The following is a 17784-nucleotide window of genomic DNA, read 5'->3' as shown; positions in this document are numbered from 1 at the left end:
TTCAATTTTTTTCTTTGTTGATTCAGAAAATCAATGTAATATTGAAATGCTTCTATATGAAGCAATAACTAATTAATTTTTTATACCTATGAAAATAATAAAAGCCATTACTACAGCATTCATTCTAAGTTTTGCTGTTGTAAATGCACAAGAGAGTCTAGATTTTTCTGGCAAAAAAGAACTCGTTTCTCCAGAAATTATTGGTAATAGCATTACTTTTCGGTTAAAAGCTCCCGAAGCAAAATCTGTAAAATTGATTGGGAATTTGCTTCCTCCAAAAGGTTGGGAACCTGGAACTGTTGATTTACAAAAAAAAGAAACTGGCGTTTGGGAAACTACTCAAACTAATCTTCAACCAGATTTATACACTTATTCTTTTATTGTAGATGGTGTAAAAGTGGATGATCCAAATAACGTGTATTTGGTAAGAGATATTGCCAATGTAATGAATATGGTTTATATAGACGGACCAAAATCTGAAAATTATAAAGTTCAAAATGTACCACACGGAACGGTTTCTAAAAGATGGTATTCTTCAAAAGGATTGAAAACCGATAGGAGAATCACCATTTATACACCTGCTGGTTACGAAAATTCTAAAGAAAAATTGCCCGTTTTATACCTTTTACACGGAGTTGGCGGTGATGAAGACGCTTGGATGACGCTTGGTAGAGCTTCTCAAATTTTAGATAATCTCATTGCACAAGGAAAAGCAAAACCTTTGGTTGTGGTAATGACAAACGGACATACCAGCAATGCAGCAGCTCCCGGAGAAAGTGCCAAAGGTTTTTATAAACCGGTAATGATGACTCCTGATGTTTTTAATGCGGATATGGAAACTTATTTTAAAGAAATTATAGATTTTACGGAAAGCAACTACAGAGTGAAAACAGATGTCAACAGCAGAGCTATTGCTGGTTTATCGATGGGGGGGGTTCATTCGCTTTATATTTCGGCGAATTATCCTAAAACTTTCGGTTATGTAGGTTTGTTTTCTCCCGCGGTTATGCCTCCTCAAAATGCAACTTCTGAGATTTATAAAAATTTGGATGAAAAGCTAAAAGCACAATTTAATAATCAATTCAAACTTTATTGGATTGGAATTGGTAAAGATGATTTCTTGTATAAAAATGTAGCAGATTTCAGACAAAAATTAGACGGAATGAACTTCAAATATCAATATGTAGAATCTGCAGGTGGACACACATGGAGCAATTGGAGAGCTTATCTTAATGAATTTTTACCATTATTATTCAAATAAAACTTTAACTCAATTTTTATGAAAAATTCTAAAATTTTTGCGCTGATTTTTTATTTTTAGTCGAGAGAATTTTGATTTTTTTGCTTAAAATCAAGATGTTTATCGAGAAAATTTCTTTTTCTGTTTTCTTATAGCTTATTTTTGCATAAGGACATTTAAAACACTTATGAAAAAAGTAAAAACAAAAGCATCTGCTTTATCTAAGATTATAAAAATCTCTGGAATAAGTTTAGGAGGTGTTGTATTGGTCTTATATGCGTCTCCCTATTTCTTTAAAGATACTATCAATAATGGCATCAAGAAAGCTACGAAAAGTTATATAAAAACAGATGTTGATTTTAAGGATTTAAATATCTCTTTTTTTACAAATTTCCCTAATCTTACGGTTACGCTTACCAATTCTTCCGTAAAAGGAAGCATACCTTTTCAAAACGAAAACCTTATCGATGCTAAAGAAATTGGTTTGGGTGTAGATGTTACCACACTTTTTAGCGACAAAATTGTATTCAATACTTTGTATATTGAAGATGCAAATATTCACTTGAAAATCGATAGTTTGGGAAGAAATAACTTCGATATTATGGTTTCTGAGAAGGAAGCTAAAGAAAATAACGATTCTAATTTGGCTTTAGATTTAAAGAATTTCAAAATTTCGAATTCTAATTTTCTGTATGATGATGAACTTAGCAAAACGCATGTAAAGCTAGATAAATTAGAATACGATGGTTTGATTGGTTTATCTGAAAATATTTTAAGCCTCAATGCCAATACAGACATAAAAAATGCTTTGTTCCAGCTTGATAAAGATGTTTATGTGAAAAATTTACCTTTAAAAGGAAAAATTAATACTAAAATCGACATCAACCAACTCGGTTTTTATTTTACAGACAATCCTTTGGTTTTAGGAGAATTTCCTTTCAATCTTCAGGGAAGTCTTAAAATGCCAAACGAAAAACAGTTTTACGATTTAAAAATAACTACCCAAAAATCAGATGTAAAAGGTATTCCTGCAATTATTCCGGAAGCATATCAAAACTATGCTAAACAAGTAGAAATAACCGGTAAAACGGATATTTTATTCACCATGAAAGGTATTTTGGATGCCGCTACCAAACAAAATCCCGATATTCATATTGAAACAAAAATCCATAACGGTACTTTTAATTATCAAAAATCTTCAACGCCAATTAATAGTTTGAATCTAACTTCGGTGTTGGATATTCCTTCTTTGGATGTCAACAAATTAAAAGTACAAGTAGATAAATTAGATTTCAGTTTATTGAACGGTTATACTAGAGCAAATTTCGTCTTTCAGAATGGCTCTTCGATGTTTTCTGAAGGGAAAATAGATTCAAATATTAATCTTGAAGCATTGAAAAATGCCATTGGTTACAAAAAAATAGATGCTAAAGGAAACCTTAAACTGAACGGAAATTGGAAAGGTTTAATTTCGATGGATGCCAAAAATAATTTACAAAAAGTTCCGCTTTTTGATGTGAAAACAGATTTGCAAAATGGTTATTTCAAAATGCAGGAAATGCCGGCTGCTTTAGAGCACATCAATTTGGATATGAATGTAAGAAACAACGATGGAAACTTCAAAAATACTGCTGTTTTAATTCACAATATTGATGCAAAAGCGCTAGACAATTATGCAAAAGGGAAAATTGAGGTTAAAAACTTGTATAATTATGCCATTGATGCAGATTTTACGGCAAAACTTCATCTTCAAGACATCTATAAAATTTATCCTTTAAAAGGAGTTGTTTTAAGAGGCGACCTTTTTGTAAAGACGAAAGCAAACGGTACATACGAACCGAAATTAAAGAGAGTTCCTGTAAGTAATAGTGTTTTAAATCTCAAAAATGGATACATACAATTTGCAGAATATCCAGAACTTCCTTTGGATAATATTACTGTGGAAACTCATATTCAGAGCGGAAGAGGTTCTTTTAGCGATTTAAGCATTGATGTTTTACCTATTTCTTTCACTTTGGCAGGAAAACCATTTACGGTAAAAGCTAATTTGAAGAATCTTAATCATTTGAATTACAGATTACATTCTAAAGGTCAACTTAATTTGGGCGATTTGTATAAACTTTTCCCAATTGAAGGATTGTCTGTAAACGGTGTTGTGTACACAGATGTTGGTTTGAAAGGTCAAAACGGAGCCGCTTTGGAGAATATTCAGAACAGAGGTTTTGTAAAAATTGAAAATATTGCGATTGATTCTAAATATTTCCCGAGTAAATTTTTAATTAATGAAGGTTTGTTTAAACTAAATGGAAGCCAAATTCAGTTTGAAAATGTAAAAGCAAGTTACAAGAAAAATGTTTTTATTTTTAACGGAAATGTGAGCAATTACATCAATTATATTTTAAAAGATCAAAACCTTACCGGAAGCATCAATTTTACTTCAAAAAAAGTAAATGTGGATGATTTCATGGCGTATAATTCGGGAGCGTCTTCTTCATCTTCTTCAGGAAATGAGGGCGTAATTTTACTTCCAAAAAATCTGGATATTACGATTAACGGAAATGCAAACGAAGTTTTATTTAAAGACATAAAACTGAATAATTTCAAAGGAAATCTAGCTTTAAAACAAGGGAATTTAGCCCTAAACAATACTGAATTTGGAATGATTGGTTCTACCTTTAATGCCAACGGAACTTATACACCAATTAATGCTAAAAAAGCAAAATTCAGTATTGTAACCAAGGCGAAAAACTTTGATATACAAAGAGCTTACAAAGAAATCGCTTTGTTTAGAGAAATGGTTTCTGCGGCAGAAAGTGCGCACGGAAAAGTTTCGATGGATTATCATTTGGAAGGAGATTTGGGTGCAGATTTTTTCCCAAAACTGAAAACCATCAAAGGAGACGGTGTTCTTACTTTGGAAGACATACAGTTTAAAGGTTTCAAAGTCTTCAACTCGGTGGCCGAAAAAACTTCTACCGATGCTTTGCATGATGCAAAAGTGAGTAAAGTAGACATTAAAACCACCATTAAAGACAATGTTATTTCGATTGAAAGAACGAAGTTTAAAATTGCAGGTTTCAGACCTAGAATTGAAGGACAGGTTACTTTGGATGGATACATAAATGTTGGAATGCGTTTAGGTTTGCCTCCTTTCGGAATTATCGGAATTCCTATTAAAATTACAGGTCCTTCTGATACTTTTAAAGTAGAAACAGGTAAATACGAAAAAGAAGAACTGAACGAAACCGACGATGATTACAAAGATTATCAAAAAGCGCAACAAGAAGAAGCGGCAAAAAAAGCAGCTGAAGCACAAACTGCAAAACCTCAATAATAATTTTATTTTAAAAGATATAATACGCTAGCTTTAAAAGGTTAGCGTTTTTTTATTCTTTAAATCAAATTAATTTTACTGATTATACAACTCTTTTTCAAAAATATTTTTAATTGAATAAAAATAATTGTAATAAAATTTGTTACATTTAAAAAATGTAGTATCTTTGCATCAGAAATGAACAACACAAGATTTGCAACAGCTATTCATATTATGACTATTCTTGGCAGCAAGCCCGAAGAATGGCAGACTTCTGATTGGTTAGCAGCAAGTATTAATATAAATCCTGTTGTGGTGAGAAAAGAGCTTTCGGTTTTAAGAGACTTTGGTCTTGTAGAAAGCAGAAAAGGTAAAGATGGAGGTTGCAGGGTAGCAAAAAACACAAATGATATTTCTATTTCGGATATTTACAGAGCAGTAAAAAACTCTGAAATTTTGGGTAAAAAGAATCTTTCTCCCAATCCATTATGTGAAATAGGTAGAGAGATTAATCAAAATTTAGAAGTTTTATTTTCAGAAACAGACGATTTAGTTGTTTCTTTTTTGAAAAATAAATCTTTGAAAAGCTTTATAGAGCAATTTGATTAAATTTTTTTTGAATATAAATGTAACAAAAATAATTACAATTAAAAGTTTTAAAATTATGAAAAAAATAGCAGTAATTGGCGCTACAGGTTTTGTAGGCTCTAAAGTAGTAAACGAATTGGCAAGCAGAGGTTATGCAGTAGAAGCCATTGCAAGAGATACAACTAAAATTACAGAATCTGATTTGGTAAAAGCTAAAAAATTAGATGTTTATAATGTTGATGAACTGGCAGAAGGTTTAAAAGGAGTTGATGCTGTAATTAGTACTTTCAACCCAGGCTGGACGAATCCAAATATTTTTGAAGATTTCTTAAAAGGAGCAGAAAGCATCGAAAAAGCGGTAGAAAAAGCAGGTGTGAAAAGATATATTGTAGTAGGTGGTGCAGGTAGTTTGTATATTGCAGAAGGTCTTCAGTTAATTGATACACCAGAATTTCCTGCAGAGATAAAACCAGGTGCCGAAGCAGCAAGACAATATTTAGAAATTATTAAAAAGAATGAAGTTTTAGATTGGACTTTCTTTTCTCCTGCAATAGAAATGCACCAAGGAACGGCTGGGGTAAGAAAAGGAACTTACAGAACGGCGCTAGAAAATCCTGTTTTTGATGAAAACGGTAGAAGCGTTCTTTCTGTAGAAGATGTTGCGGTAGCTCTAGTAGACGAATTAGAGAATGGTAAATTTGTGAAACAAAGATTTACTGCGGCTTATTAGAATTTATATAAAAGGTAGAAAAAAGGCTGTCTCAGATTATTGAGGCAGCCTTTTTGTTTTATTTCAAGCTATCTAGAAGTTTTTGAGTTTCAGAAGCATCTTCGCCATTCTTTTTGGCTAATTCTAATGCTTTTTCAGCCCAGATTTTTGCGTTAGCTTTATCGTTCAATTTGTTGTAGAGATTTGCTAAAGTATCTGTATTGGCAGAATTTTCAGATTGTTTTACAGATTCTTGTGCCCATTTTAATGCGGTTTCTAATGAAGATTTGTTGGTTACATTTTCAAAAAAATTCCAAGCGATAGAATTCAATTCGTTAGTATTAAAACTGGTGTAATCTTTATATGTTTCTAAAGTTAACTTTTCGTAAGTAGCAATATCATTTGCTTTCAAAGCTTTGCTTGCTTTTACTTTATTTAGATATTTTACAGCTTCGTTTTTGGTTAAGAAATCTTTAGTTGCTTCTATAAATTTGTTTTCGTCATAAGTTTTAGACTCTTCGTTGTAAGCTTTTTTTATAAAGGTATTAATTTTTAGGCTTTTGTCTGTTGCTTCATAACTTTTTTCAGGCATAAATTTCAAAAGGTCTGCTTTTTTCTCTTTAAATATTTTATAAGCTGGACTTTCGGTATTTTTCAAAATCGTAAAAAGCATTTGCATGTCATCAACAGCTAAAGGAGTATTGGCTTTAGCTGTTATGTATTTCTCGAAAACTTTTCCTGCATAATCAGCTTCTGTAAATGCGGTAAGGTTAACCAAGTTTTTTAGAAACTCTGGGTCTTTTTCTCCTTTTTCAAATCTTTCTTTCAATGCAGCAACTCTTTTTGAAGGATCATTGGCATCTTTTGCAAATTGTATAAATTCTTTCTCCGGAACGTATCCTACAGTACGGTGTACCAATTCGCCGTTGCCATCTATAAAAAGGTAAGTAGGGAAAACTTTTACGTCATATTTTTTAGCAATATCTATTCCTTCGCCTTTTTCCATATCAATTTTAGCATTCACAAAATTTGCGTTGTAATGGTCTCCTACAGATTTTAGGGTAAAGATATTTTTTGCCATCAATTTACAAGGTCCGCACCAAGTAGTATAAGCATCTAGAAAGATTAATTTATTTTCTTTTTTAGCTTTAGCTAAAATGGTTTTGAAATCTGAGGTTTCAAATTTTATTCCTTCCTGAGCAAAAGATAAAACGCTCAAAATGATAAGGAAAGCGGATAAGATTTTTTTCATTGAATTAAATTTTTCTATAAGTGGATGTTTCTGCGCCATTTGTTACAGAGAAGGCAATAAAAAACCGCAGAAAAACTGCGGTTTTGGTAAGTTTTATAAATTTAAAAACAACTTAGGATTTATAGGGGTGTTGTTTTTTCGTACTTCATAGTGAAGGTGTGGCCCCGTGGAGCGTCCCGTGCTTCCTACTTTTGCTATAATGTCGCCAATTTTTACCTGTTGGTTGGCATCTACTAAAATTTTAGAAAGATGACCATACAAAGTTGCCAATCCATTTTCGTGCTCTATAATTACACAATTTCCGTAGCCACTTTTTTGTCCTGCAAAAATTACTTTTCCTTTTGCAGCGCAATATACATCTGTTCCCATTGGTGCTGCAATATCTACACCTTTGTGAAATTGCATTTGGTCTTTTTCGGCAGGTGCTTTTGTTCCTTCAAATTTTGAAGCAGAACTAGCAACAGTATTTCCTGTGCTATCTTTTGCCGTGTTGGCAGAAAATCCAATTGGTTTTGCAGAGGCTAATAAAATTTTTCTGGATGGAATTGGGTTTGTTCTTTTTCCGAAATTAGAAGAGATGCGCCCGTCTGTTGGGATTCCCAAAGGAATTTGTTGTAATTTTTGTTCTAAATTCACTAGATATTGAGAGTATCTGGAACTTTGATTAGAAAGATAAACGTAGCTAGACAAGCTGTCTTTGGATAGTGCTTCAATATTCAAATTAGGAATATTTTTAGCTTTGAAAAAACCGTTTAACGTTCTTACCGTTTGGTCTATTTGTGCCAAGTCATTTTTAAGTTTAAAAAAATCTAGGCTATCTTTTTTAGTGTTTATTTTTACCAGATTTACTTCATAGGTTTTATCATCTTTAGAAGAATAAAGCTTCGCAATAGCAAAACTCTGTGCCAGAATGATAAAAAGTAGTAAGCCAATAAAAAAATGAGTGTTTTTCTTTTTTTCAAAAAATTGCTTCATTTCTTATATTTTTCAGTTTTCAATTTAGATGGCCAAAAATAAATAAAATATTTGACAACCATTTATTTTGGTGTATCCAAAACGCCGAAATATGATAAAAATTATACCAAAGTTGTGTTAATTAAATTATAAAAATGTTAAAAAAATTAGATTATGTTTGATGATTTAAAATGCTGAATATTACCTTGTAACCGCAGTTTGAGTTGTGTTTCTTATGCGTTAAAATTTCTTAAATTTTATTTATCCGTTTTTGGTTGCTTCAATATTTGTATATTTGCTTTTTTCTGTAAATAATTGAAAAGTAATGTCGAAAACTAAAGGCAAATCTGTGCCAACAGTAGGAGTGATAGGAAGTGGTAGTTTTGGTACTGCTATTGTGAAAATGCTCCTCGAGAATTCTAAAAAAGTACATTGGTGTGTTAGAAACGAATTTGTGAAAGGTGCTTTGGAGTTGCGCGGGCATAATCCTAATTATCTTACTTCTATTAATTTTAATGTAAAAGATTTAATCTTAACTACAGATGTTAATGAGTTGGTAGCAGCTTGTGATGTAATTGTTTTGGCTACACCATCTATTTATCTTTCGGATACCATCGAGAAAATGACGGTAGATTATACCAATAAATTATTTGTTTCGGCAATTAAAGGAATTGTTCCTAAGCATAATGATGTAGTAGCGCATTATCTTAGAGATGTTTTCAAGATTGGATATAGAAATCAGGCTGTTATTGCAGGTCCTTGTCATGCCGAAGAAGTAGCGATGGAACGTCTTTCTTATCTTACCATTGCAACGGCAGAAAAAGAAAATTCAGAACTTCTAAAAACACTTTTTTCTTCAGATTATATCAGAGTAAAATGTTCTACAGATATTTTGGGTAACGAGTATAGTGCAATTCTTAAAAATGTTTACGCTATAGGAGCTGGTATTGCAAGTGGTTTGGGATATGGAGATAATTTTCAAGCGGTATTTGTGAGCAACGCCATCAGAGAAATGGAATTGTTTTTAGATGCTGTATATCCCGAAAAAAGAGATGTAAATGAAACGGCATACCTCGGAGATTTATTGGTAACTGCATATTCTCTCTTCTCTAGAAATAGAAATTTAGGAAATTTAATTGGTAAAGGCTACACGGTAAAATCTGCGGTACAATCTATGAGCATGGTAGCAGAAGGCTATTATGCAACCAGAAGGAATTTACGAAATAGCTTTTGAAAATAAACTGAAAACTCCTATCATCAATACTATTTTCAGCATTTTATACGAAGGCAAAGACGCCGAAAAACAGTTTGAAAAACTCACCGCAAAACTTAATTAATTTTAGATATTTAAATAAATGAGCGTACATCTTTTGATGTGCGCTTTTTTTGTACACTTATCATTATTTTACAGTAATTTTTTACGTTTTAGAAGCTCTTGTTTAAATATTTTTTATAACTTCAAACTCTGAAAAACCAACTTTTACTATGGCTACCGTTACCAAACCTAAAATAGCACCCGAAATTCTTGCCCAAATAGAAGAACAATTCGAACAAGAGAAGCAAGTAATTGTGCATTGTTGTTTTCAAAACAATTATACTTTGGGTAACTTGGTAAGGATTTGGCCTTCCACTTTTTTGGAGGATAAATTTACAGGGTATAGAAGCAAATTAATCTTCTGGGAAAATATCGCCGTTTTTCCTTATTGGACGGATATTCCACCAGTGAAAGAATATTGTTTTACTTTGGTTTTTTCGGGATTGCCAAAAGAATGTAAAGTTTTCGATTTTGTAGAAGAAGTAATGCACGGAAGTGGTTTTTTAGTTACCGATATCGAACGAAACGAAAGCGATGTTTATACTCTAAAATTGACTTAAAATGAAAAAAATAATTCTCATATTTCTCGGCTTTTCGGTGTTTTCTTTTGCTCAGGATTTGAAAAAAGAAACAGAAAAAAAACAGTTTCCTGCCGAAGTGCAATCTGAAAATCTAAAAGAAGTTTTAGAAATTAAAAAATTCCAAAAAGAACTCAACGAAGAGTATAAAAACGAAAAAGAATCTCCTTTGCGTGGCGATAATTTCAAGAAATTTAAAGAACATCCTTTCTTTGCCATCAATTTAGATTATTATGTTAAAGCCAAATTGGTGAAAACCGAAAACGCAAAACCTTTTGAAATTCCTACTTCTTCTGGAAAAACCAAAAAATATATAGAATACGGGAAAGCTTATTTTAAAGTCAATGGAAAGGAACAGGTTCTCACGGTTTTCCAAAGTCTTTCTCTGCTCGAAAATCCCGAATACAAAGATTATTTGTTTTTGCCTTTCAGAGATTTAACCAACGGAAAAGAAACGTACGGAGGCGGAAGATATTTGGATTTAAGAATTCCTAAAAATGATGAATTAATCATTGATTTTAATAAAGCCTATCATCCTTATTGCGCTTACAATGCTTTTGATTACAACTGCCCAATTGCTCCCGAAGAAAATAGATTAAAAATCCCTATTGAAGCAGGCGTAAAATACGAAGATATTTGGTTTGAACATTGATAAAAGTACAAAGTACAATGTATAAAGTACAATGTATAAAGTATAAAGTATAAAGTATAAAGTACAAAGTTTAAAATTTTTAATACCCAACACCCAGCATCTGTCACCCAACATCCATCACCCAACATCCATCATCCAACATCTATCACCCATCATTCATCATTCATCATTCATCATCCATCACCTTACTTCATCAACGTATTCAGTTTGTCCCAAAGTGCGGTATCAAAACCAGAAAGTGCAAAATTAGGATTTTGAGGGTCTGAAGCATCACCCATTCTTACAATCACCATATTTTTACTCGGAATTACATAAATTCTTTGGTCTTCTGCGCCCATTGCAGCGTACATATCACTTGGCGCATTAGGAACCAACGCCGTAGGATAAACGGTTTGCGAACCTGGAACCATATATTTAGATTTTCCGTTGAGCCACCAAAGATAGCCATAAGACGGATTAATGTCCTGAGAGGTAGAAATAGCTTCGTTTACGTAATTTTCGTTGATGATTTGTTCGTTTTTCCATTTTCCTTTGTTCAGGAAAAGCAATCCAAATCTCGCCATACTTCTGGTATTGCTATGATAAATGGTGAAAATAGTTCCGTAATTCCAGAAACCATCCATTCCTATTTTATTCTTGATTTTTGCATTAAAATACGTCTCAAAATCTTGGTTGCTCGCTTTTCCCACTACATCTATCAAAAGTTGAAAAACATTGCTGTAAGACCATCTTGTTCCTGCATCTGCCAAATACGTAAGATTTGGTTTTACTACCCAATTGCTTTCGTCGTTTAAGCCCGAAGTCATCGTGAGTAAATTTCTATTGGTGATAAGGTTTTCTTTTTCTAAAGGTTCACTAGACCAGCCGTTTCCTAAATATTGAGAAACTTTGTTATTGATATTGAGCAAACCTTCTTGTTGCGCAATTCCAGTAGTGGTAGAAACCAGCGTTTTTCCGGCGCTGTTCCATGGCCAAGTTGCAGTAGCATTATGTCCGTTGAAATATTCTTCCATCACAATTCTACCGTTTACGAGAATCATAAAAGATTTAGAATGTTTTTCTGCCAAGAAATCTTTAAGCGGTTGCACAGCACTTTGGTTCCAACCGAGACTTGCGATAGATTTGGTTTCCCAATTGTTGTCTGTATTATTAGGGAAATACATGGTTTCTGAGGGAGTTGGTGTTGGTTCATTATCACTACTGCTGCAACCAAAAAACGGGAGTAACACTAAAAACGGTAAAATTCTCAAAATTTTCATAAGCTGGTTTTAGCTCTTTGATGGAGTTTTTTGGGGAAGGTTAAATTTTTGGAAACATAAATTTTTCACACACTTTGTCATTGACTTCGTCGAATCTTCGATTTCTGAAAGAATCTAAACACAAGAAAATATTAATACTCCGAAGTCGGAGAATTCGGAGAGCGAAAAAGATTTTATTTTTAAATTAATACTATGAATTAGGAGGTTTTGGAGAGTTGGGATTATGTTATTTTACTATAATATTTTCCCAATTTATTTTTTCAACATTTTTTTGATTATCCAGCATTTCTTGGGTTACCTTAACAAAAGTCCTTACGTTGCCTTCTAAATTTTTTAAATTATCATTCTCTTGTTCAATTTCTTCATATGGAATGTCAATATTTTGAGATAATCTTATATAATAATTTCCTGAACTGTTTTTTATTTTAAGTAATCTATATAATAAAATTTCATCAAAATAGCCACCTTTTTTAATTATAATTTCTGAAAGAGCTCTTGAACATGGAATTATAGTTGTAATTCCATATTCTGAACTAATTATTAATGAGATAGATCCAGAATCTTCATTTTGAATTGCAATATCAAATTTCCCATAATTATTGAAGAAATCTTTTAGAGTCCCCAAGTCAATAAAATTATCTTGTTTTTTGAGTTCTAATCCCATTTCATTTTTGTTTTATATTGATAATTATTAATTTCATACTAAGTTAAAAAAATAAATTTATACTTATTGATGAAAAACCGTAAAATGCTATAAATCATCAAAATATTTACATTTTCGCTACAATATTTGTCATTCCGTAGGAATCTCTACACAAAAAGAGTTTATTTTTAAATAAATACTCCGAAGTTGTAAACTTCGGAGAGCAGAATCACAATCCAAAATCTAGAGAGTTATTACTTAAATATTTAATTTTCAATTATCAATTATACATTATACATTGTCTATCCCCTACCCAAAAAAACATCCAAATTTTGAAGGTTTGGAGAGCGGGGGACGAAAAAAAAGTTTTTTTTAATTCTAATGTACATTTTAATTTTTAAGGGATTAGTGATTTTAGATGAAATGCTATTATTGTATGTTAGTAAAAGAAGTTCTTTATATATACATCATGATTCGTAGGTGTACTTGATTCAATTAAAATTTCATCAAACTCATTCAAATATCTATAATCGTATTCAATCTCAAAGTCATCTAAAAATTTATGGTTTACACTTTTTTTAAAGTCCTTCCATATATCATTTACATCGTTGTCAAAAAATTCTGTGTCATTTGATTCTTCTGCATATTTATTAAGTTTTTTTAGTGTTTCATCAAATAATTTCTTGTCTGAATATCCATATGGTATACTGCCATATATTCGATGAAAATTCATTATCTTCTGTATTTCCGAAAGCATATAATAGTTTTTCTTATTTCCATAATTACCATAAACATTTTCAAGGTTGATGTTATAATTTATTAACTTAAAGAAATAATAGCCTGGAATTATTTTGTTAACTTGATATGTTCCGTTTTGAACTGTAGTAATGTATTTTTTTCTTCCACCAAGAGTGTCAATATTCATAATAGTTACATTAGCATCGTTATTATAGTTTCGAATTTGCCAATTCGTTATAAGATTTCCAAAATAATACTTGCAAGTTCCAGAAATATTGCCATTTTCAATGTCAATATTTTCTGGGTATGAACTTTTAAATGTTTTTTTTGCTTTATCAAAATACACAGATGCTTCTCTAAATATCTCAATACCATCTGAATTTTTAGCTGAAAATAAAAAAGTTATATAATCACTTTTTTCTGTTATTGTATTATTTTTACTTTTTTCCCATAAAAACATACCAGCTTTAGAATTGTAGACTTTATCATAAACCTGAAATTTATGTATATCAACAGAGTTGGGATTTTTAACTATATTTTTTACATATTCGGACAACATACCTTCTATTTTGTCATCAGATGATTTACAAGAAACAAACATGTAAATTGAACAAAGAATAATAACAAAGTACTTCATAATTTCACATTTTTTATTTAGCCATTATCATTCGAATATTTTGTCCTACATATGGAACATGTTGGCATTTGATATGTTCCAAATTCTGTATCTGTAGGTACAGCTTTCAAGTCGGTTCTGTCTGTTATGATACCACATTGCATACAACGTGGCTTTATGAAAGGAAGAACAACAATGTCATCAATTTTTGAATTTACTTCCTGCTGAATTTGTATGTTTGGGTTGATATAAATATGCTCTATTGATGCTGCATATTGGTAGGCATTGCTATTAATAACTCGTATACTATGTATTAGAAAATCAAACGAGCTCATTACCCTAAAGAGATCCAAATCTAGTTCTTCTAATTCTTTATATTCTCTAGTTTCAAATAACAAGACAAATTTTTGAATGGTAGATTTACTATTATCATCTTTATTGCCAAACATTTTTTTTAAGCTTTTGGAGTAAAGAATTCCTCTATTCTCAATGTAAGAAGGAAAACCAAATGGGAAATCATCTTCATCAATTTTAAGAAAATTTTTGTAATCCCATATTCCATTTACTAAAAGTTGGTCTACTTTATCTGTATGTTGAGGATGCAAGCAAGAAGAAATGATAGATATGTATGTAGAGTAAAAAATATAGCACTCTAATTTACCATGCGAATGAATTAAATTTTGTCTTTCCATATGAGGTGTAGCGGCAGCATATGCCAACCCAGCAAAACCATTTTTTGGTCTAAATTTTTGTTTTTTAGAAAACCAATCTGTTAATCCCATAGTTATTATTTTTCCACTAAATTAGAAAATAAACTCCACACTACATTACGGGAAACCGTAAAATGCTATAAATCATTTTGTCATTGCGAACGAAACAAAGTGTAGTGACGCAATCTTTTTTATTTAACGGATTGCTTCTTTCGTGCTTCACACTTCATCGCAAAGACAAAGTGTACATAAATTTTTGTAAGAAAAATAAACTCCACACTACATTGCGTAAAACCGTAAAATGCTAAAATTATTTTGTCATTGCGAACGAAACAAAGTGTAGTGAAGCAATCTTTTTTATTTAACGGATTGCTTCTTTCGTGCTTTGCACTTCATCGCAAAGACCAAGTGTACATAAAGTGTTTTGTAAGAAAAATAATCTCACACTACATTACGGGAACCCGTAAAATGCTAAAAATCATCTGAATATTTCTAAACACCCCGTCATTCCGATTCTCGGAATGCCACCCCTCTGAAAGAAGGGAACTACACTTAGAAAATTACTTTATCATTTACCACAGCGTTTGTCATTCTGAAAGAATCTCTACATATAGTTGCATTAAATTTAGATTGACTTTGTTGAACCACTTCGTTAGGTTTCCTTCGGAAATCGAAGATTAGACGCAGTCAATGACAAAGAGTATGTTAGAATATTTTGAGAGTTAATAAAATTATAGGTTTTTAGAAATAAGTATAAAAAAATCCGAATTTTCACAAACTCGGATTCAATATAAAAGATTAATTTATTCTATATAGGTAAACTCTTAAAGCCTTGTAGAGACTTTTTAGCTGCTTCAATTTTTGTTTGAAACAACTTTTTATCTTTAATACTAGCGGCCACAATGCTCAATTTTGTTTTGGCATCTTTTGGAGCTTTTATCGTTTTTTTTGTTTCAATTGCTTTTTTCATAATTGCTAATTTTTTAAATTAACGTTTGTAAATATATAACTTTCTGTGAGTTATTTTAATATGCAAAATTAATTATTTTTTCTTGTACACCAAAATATCGTGATATTCGTGTCCTGGAATATACTGAACAAAAGCGTTATTAGTATTTCTGTTTTTTCCAAAAAAAATGTATTCAGTGCTTAATTCTTCAAAATTTTTATCTACATAATATCTGTAAATTTTTATTCTCTGATTTTCTTTTTTGCAATAATCTGTACATTTCTTTTTGCATTTTGGCAAACATTTTTCTTTAAATTCTTCATCAGAATCGCTGCCACAAACATAAATTACACAGTCTGGTTTTGAGGTAAAAAATAACGGAACTGTAAATAAAACAGTATTGAATACAACATACATATCTCCATTATTACTATCGGTATCGTCTAAAATTGTTTTGCGAATTTCGTCGTAATCGCCAAAACCTAGATTATAAACAACTCTTTCTCCTAAAGTTGTAATTGGGCTGTATTCTATTACTTTAATAATTGTAGAATTTCCCTCACTTACAAAAAGATATTGAAGTCTTTCATCATTTAAGGTTAATTCAGTTTTGTAATGCGTATTGTTTTTCAATGGTATTAATCTTTAAACAAAAATAAAAATTAATTTCGAAAAACTAAAATTTAGAATTTTAAAGAATTTTTTCTAAACCTTCGCCAAAAACTCCTCAAAAATAGGAGAGATAGAAACGGTTCCGTCAGCTTGTATTTTGTCTAGTTTTACCATTTCTATTTGGTTGATAGAACTCGCGTCAAAAGGTTTTTGTACACGTACATAATTTTCGGTGAAGCCAAACATTTTTCCGTCTTTTTCTTCGTGTTCCCAAAGTACAGGCAAGGTTTTTCCCAGCTGTGTTTGGTAAAATGCCATTTTCTTTTTCTCGGAAAGAATTCTGAGCATTTTGTTGCGTTTTTTACGTTCAGCAATCGGTACTACACCTTCCATTTCTACGGCTTCGGTATTTTCTCTTTCAGAATACGTGAAAACGTGTAAATACGTAATAGGCAGTTCGTTGATAAAGTTGTAGGTTTCTAAAAAATTCTCTTCTGTTTCACCAGGAAATCCTACAATTACATCTACGCCAATTGCAGCATCGGGCATTACTTCTCTAATTTTAGAAACTCTATCGTTGTACAATTTGGTGAGATATCTTCGCTTCATTTTTTTGAGCAAATCATCGCTTCCACTTTGCAAAGGAATATGGAAATGTGGTACAAAACTTTTGCTTTCTGCTACCAAATCTATGGTTTCGTCTTTCAATAAATTCGGTTCAATAGAAGAAATTCTAATCCTTTCAATTCCCTCTACTTTATTCAGTTCTTTCACCAAATCTAGGAAAGTGTGTTCGTGTTTTTTATTGCCAAATTCGCCTTTTCCGTAATCGCCAATGTTTACACCCGTTAAAACTATTTCTTTGATGTCTTTGCCAGCAATTTCTTTGGCATTTTTTAATACATTTTCTACGGTATCACTTCTAGAAATTCCTCTAGCCAAAGGAATCGTGCAATAGGTACATTTATAATCGCAACCGTCTTGAACCTTCAAAAAAGCTCTGGTTCTGTCGCCAATAGAATAGCTTCCGATAAAGAAATCGGCTTCTTCTATTTCGCAAGAGTGAACTTTGGCGTGATGTTCGGTTTTTTCTAAATCTTCCAGATAACTCAGAATGTTGAATTTTTCTTTGGCTCCTAAAACCAAATCAACGCCTTCAATGGCAGAAATTTCTTCGGGTTTTAGCTGAGCATAGCAACCTACAATCACCACCAAACCATCAGGGTTGGCTTTCATGGCACGTTTTACGTGGAGTTTGCATTCTTTGTCTGCATTGTCTGTTACAGAACAAGTATTGATAACGTAAACATTGGCAGCATCGTCAAAACTTACTTTTTGGTAACCAGCACCAGTGAGTTGTCTGGCAATAGTAGAGGTTTCCGCAAAGTTGAGTTTGCAGCCAAGCGTGTGAAAAGCAACGGTTTTTGTAGTGAAATTTTCCATAATTAAGAGTCTGCAAATTTACGTAAAAATTTTAAGTTAGAAATTAGAGTCTTTTGTGAGTTTGGTGGCAATCAAAGTCGAATCACGGTTGGGTTTTGTTCGAGAAAAGTACCCGTTTTCCGAAGCAGACTCGACTGTGATTCGAAGGAGACTCGAACAAAGGTGGAATTTTAGCAGATTTTAGGACAAAAAAAATCCACAAATAATAATTTT

Annotated in this window: 15 protein-coding genes and 1 pseudogene; 7 read left to right on the top strand and 9 right to left on the bottom strand. The window is 31.8% G+C overall.

The window, feature by feature from the left end; all coding sequences use genetic code 11:
• The first annotated feature begins 88 nt into the window (after positions 1-88).
• From QM746_RS14880 to QM746_RS14865, 4 genes are all read left to right on the top strand, one after another.
• Positions 89-1261, top strand: a complete 1173-nt coding sequence (locus QM746_RS14880; protein WP_414984941.1) for an esterase — start codon at positions 89-91, stop codon at positions 1259-1261.
• 166 nt (positions 1262-1427) lie between these two features.
• Entirely contained in the window at positions 1428-4574 is a 3147-nt protein-coding gene (locus tag QM746_RS14875; RefSeq protein ID WP_414984940.1) for an AsmA family protein, read from the top strand.
• 177 nt (positions 4575-4751) lie between these two features.
• Positions 4752-5162, top strand: a complete 411-nt coding sequence (locus QM746_RS14870; RefSeq protein WP_414984939.1) for an Rrf2 family transcriptional regulator — start codon at positions 4752-4754, stop codon at positions 5160-5162.
• A 55-nt stretch (positions 5163-5217) separates the two neighbouring features.
• Entirely contained in the window at positions 5218-5871 is a 654-nt protein-coding gene (locus QM746_RS14865; protein WP_414984938.1) for an NAD(P)-dependent oxidoreductase, read from the top strand.
• Positions 5872-5929: 58 nt separating this feature from the next.
• On the opposite strand, the gene QM746_RS14860 is transcribed toward QM746_RS14865, so the two are convergent.
• Together QM746_RS14860 and QM746_RS14855 are read right to left on the bottom strand one after the other, a co-directional pair.
• Positions 5930-7102 (bottom strand): thioredoxin family protein, encoded by a 1173-nt coding sequence (locus tag QM746_RS14860; RefSeq protein ID WP_414984937.1) that lies wholly within the window; start codon positions 7100-7102, stop codon positions 5930-5932.
• 93 nt (positions 7103-7195) lie between these two features.
• Positions 7196-8077 carry a M23 family metallopeptidase gene (locus QM746_RS14855; protein WP_414984936.1) on the bottom strand — a complete coding sequence of 294 codons (882 nt, stop codon included), beginning with the start codon at positions 8075-8077 and terminating at the stop codon, positions 7196-7198.
• Between the two features lie 304 nt (positions 8078-8381).
• On the opposite strand from QM746_RS14855, the pseudogene QM746_RS14850 reads away from it, so the two are divergent.
• The 3 genes and pseudogenes from QM746_RS14850 (at position 8382) to QM746_RS14840 (ending at position 10601) form a co-directional block, all read left to right on the top strand.
• Positions 8382-9393 (top strand): annotated as a pseudogene (locus tag QM746_RS14850) (NAD(P)H-dependent glycerol-3-phosphate dehydrogenase).
• 148 nt (positions 9394-9541) lie between these two features.
• Positions 9542-9931, top strand: a complete 390-nt coding sequence (locus QM746_RS14845) for a hypothetical protein (RefSeq protein ID WP_414984935.1) — start codon at positions 9542-9544, stop codon at positions 9929-9931.
• Position 9932: 1 nt separating this feature from the next.
• Positions 9933-10601 (top strand): DUF1684 domain-containing protein, encoded by a 669-nt coding sequence (locus QM746_RS14840; protein WP_414984934.1) that lies wholly within the window; start codon positions 9933-9935, stop codon positions 10599-10601.
• 185 nt (positions 10602-10786) lie between these two features.
• On the opposite strand, the gene QM746_RS14835 is transcribed toward QM746_RS14840, so the two are convergent.
• From QM746_RS14835 to mtaB, 7 genes are all read right to left on the bottom strand, one after another.
• Positions 10787-11860 (bottom strand): serine hydrolase domain-containing protein, encoded by a 1074-nt coding sequence (locus tag QM746_RS14835; RefSeq protein ID WP_414984933.1) that lies wholly within the window; start codon positions 11858-11860, stop codon positions 10787-10789.
• A gap of 226 nt (positions 11861-12086) precedes the next feature.
• Positions 12087-12524 carry a hypothetical protein gene (locus QM746_RS14830; protein WP_414984932.1) on the bottom strand — a complete coding sequence of 146 codons (438 nt, stop codon included), beginning with the start codon at positions 12522-12524 and terminating at the stop codon, positions 12087-12089.
• Between the two features lie 418 nt (positions 12525-12942).
• Positions 12943-13878: a hypothetical protein gene (locus QM746_RS14825; RefSeq protein ID WP_414984931.1), complete on the bottom strand. Its 936-nt coding sequence runs from the start codon at positions 13876-13878 to the stop codon at positions 12943-12945.
• Positions 13879-13895: 17 nt separating this feature from the next.
• A complete protein-coding gene (locus QM746_RS14820; protein ID WP_414984930.1) occupies positions 13896-14639 on the bottom strand; it encodes a hypothetical protein in 744 nt (247 codons plus the stop codon).
• 736 nt (positions 14640-15375) lie between these two features.
• Complete coding sequence (locus QM746_RS14815; protein ID WP_414984929.1) at positions 15376-15537, bottom strand: hypothetical protein; 162 nt, start codon at positions 15535-15537, stop codon at positions 15376-15378.
• A gap of 72 nt (positions 15538-15609) precedes the next feature.
• Positions 15610-16149: a DUF6934 family protein gene (locus QM746_RS14810; protein ID WP_414984928.1), complete on the bottom strand. Its 540-nt coding sequence runs from the start codon at positions 16147-16149 to the stop codon at positions 15610-15612.
• Positions 16150-16221: 72 nt separating this feature from the next.
• Positions 16222-17571 carry a tRNA (N(6)-L-threonylcarbamoyladenosine(37)-C(2))-methylthiotransferase MtaB gene (gene mtaB / locus QM746_RS14805; protein ID WP_414984927.1) on the bottom strand — a complete coding sequence of 450 codons (1350 nt, stop codon included), beginning with the start codon at positions 17569-17571 and terminating at the stop codon, positions 16222-16224.
• Between the last annotated feature and the right edge of the window lie 213 nt (positions 17572-17784).

It is taken from the genome of Cloacibacterium sp., assembly GCF_047601505.1.
GTDB lineage: Bacteria > Bacteroidota > Bacteroidia > Flavobacteriales > Weeksellaceae > Cloacibacterium.
The sequence above is the reverse complement of the archived record's forward strand: the minus strand, read 5'-3'. Positions and strand labels throughout refer to the sequence as shown.

What these genes read in the sequence shown, in the direction of transcription:
- QM746_RS14880 (WP_414984941.1), top strand. Translation starts at nt 89, where the DNA reads ATGAAAATAATAAAAGCCATTACTACAGCATTCATTCTAAGTTTTGCT.
- QM746_RS14815 (WP_414984929.1), bottom strand. Translation starts at nt 15,537, where the DNA reads ATGAAAAAAGCAATTGAAACAAAAAAAACGATAAAAGCTCCAAAAGAT.
- QM746_RS14865 (WP_414984938.1), top strand. Translation starts at nt 5,218, where the DNA reads ATGAAAAAAATAGCAGTAATTGGCGCTACAGGTTTTGTAGGCTCTAAA.
- QM746_RS14830 (WP_414984932.1), bottom strand. Translation starts at nt 12,524, where the DNA reads ATGGGATTAGAACTCAAAAAACAAGATAATTTTATTGACTTGGGGACT.
- QM746_RS14820 (WP_414984930.1), bottom strand. Translation starts at nt 14,639, where the DNA reads ATGGGATTAACAGATTGGTTTTCTAAAAAACAAAAATTTAGACCAAAA.
- mtaB (WP_414984927.1), bottom strand. Translation starts at nt 17,571, where the DNA reads ATGGAAAATTTCACTACAAAAACCGTTGCTTTTCACACGCTTGGCTGC.
- QM746_RS14855 (WP_414984936.1), bottom strand. Translation starts at nt 8,077, where the DNA reads ATGAAGCAATTTTTTGAAAAAAAGAAAAACACTCATTTTTTTATTGGC.
- QM746_RS14845 (WP_414984935.1), top strand. Translation starts at nt 9,542, where the DNA reads ATGGCTACCGTTACCAAACCTAAAATAGCACCCGAAATTCTTGCCCAA.
- QM746_RS14835 (WP_414984933.1), bottom strand. Translation starts at nt 11,860, where the DNA reads ATGAAAATTTTGAGAATTTTACCGTTTTTAGTGTTACTCCCGTTTTTT.
- QM746_RS14875 (WP_414984940.1), top strand. Translation starts at nt 1,428, where the DNA reads ATGAAAAAAGTAAAAACAAAAGCATCTGCTTTATCTAAGATTATAAAA.
- QM746_RS14860 (WP_414984937.1), bottom strand. Translation starts at nt 7,102, where the DNA reads ATGAAAAAAATCTTATCCGCTTTCCTTATCATTTTGAGCGTTTTATCT.
- QM746_RS14840 (WP_414984934.1), top strand. Translation starts at nt 9,933, where the DNA reads ATGAAAAAAATAATTCTCATATTTCTCGGCTTTTCGGTGTTTTCTTTT.
- QM746_RS14825 (WP_414984931.1), bottom strand. Translation starts at nt 13,878, where the DNA reads ATGAAGTACTTTGTTATTATTCTTTGTTCAATTTACATGTTTGTTTCT.
- QM746_RS14870 (WP_414984939.1), top strand. Translation starts at nt 4,752, where the DNA reads ATGAACAACACAAGATTTGCAACAGCTATTCATATTATGACTATTCTT.